The 1,186-nt window shown below is 67.5% G+C and carries 1 protein-coding gene; it reads left to right on the top strand.

The features are described from left to right. Positions 1 to 104: 104 nt before the first annotated feature. Positions 105 to 1,186 (top strand): IS630 family transposase (locus ACFU53_RS48095; protein WP_384007043.1); only part of this gene is annotated, 1,082 nt, incomplete at its 3' end.

Below are 1,186 nucleotides of genomic sequence, written 5' to 3'. Positions count from 1 at the left end.
TAGTGAGCCGGTTTTGAGTTCTCCCGTCGCCACTTGAGTCGTGTTCCGTTTCGGATCGTGGCTTGGGCGGTGACGGGGCTGGTGGTTTGCGGTCTGCTGTGGGGATGGGCGACAGCAGGCTTGCGCCGCTGGTGTTATCCGATGCCGAGCGGCGGACGTTGCAGGGATGGGCCCGGCGCCGGGCGACCGCGCAGGGCTTGGCTCTGCGGGCACGGATCGTGCTGGCCTGCGCGGACGGCGGCAGCAATATCGCGGTGGCCGCGCGACTGGGCGTCAACCGGGGCACGGTGACCAAGTGGCGGACAAGATTCCTGCGCAACAGGCTGGACGGGCTCAGCGACGAGCCGCGCCCGGGGGTGCCGCGCACCATCACCGACGCCCAGGTCGAGGAAGTGGTGGTGCGCACGCTGGAGGAGACCCCCCAGGGGGCGACGCACTGGTCGAAGCGGGAACTGGCCAGGGTCGTGGGGATCTCCCCGGCGAGCGTGCTGCGGATCTGGCACGCCTTCGGCCTGCAGCCATGGCGGACCGAGACCTTCAAGATCTCCCCGGACCCGCTCCTGATCGACAAGATCCGCGACGTCGTCGGCCTCTACCTCGCCCCGCCGGCCAACGCCACGGTGTTCGCGGTGGACGAGAAGCCGCAGATCCAGGCCCTGGAACGGACCGCACCGGTGCTGCCGATGCTGCCCGGAGTGCCCGAGCGGCGCAGCTTCGACTACGTCCGGCACGGCACCGTCGACCTGTTCGCCGCCCTGAACACCGCGACGGGCAAAGTGATCACCAAGCTGTCCGCGCAGCACCGGGCCGTCGACTTCCGCGACTTCCTCGACGAGATCGACCGCCAGACCGAGCCCGGCCTGGCAGTCCACGTGATCTGCGACAACCTCTCCGCCCACAAGGCACCCGTGGTGCACAAGTGGCTGCTCGCGCACCCCCGCTTCCGCCTCCACTTCACCCCCACCTACTCATCCTGGATCAACCAGGTCGAGCGATGGTTCGCCGAACTGGAACGACGCTGCCTCGAACGTGGGGTGTTCTGCTCCCTCGACGACCTCAAAGCCGCACTCGAGGACTGGATCAAGGTCTGGAACGACCAGGCCAGACCCTTCAAATGGACCAAGACTGCCGACCAGATCCTCGACCGCATCTGCCGCTACTGCTCACGCATCTCCGAACCAGATCA

Origin of the sequence: Streptomyces sp. NPDC057474, assembly GCF_042802555.1 — a bacterium.
Classification (GTDB): Bacteria; Actinomycetota; Actinomycetes; order Streptomycetales; family Streptomycetaceae; genus Streptomyces.
Note: the sequence above shows the minus strand (reverse complement) of the source record. Positions and strands in the feature narration are given on the sequence as shown.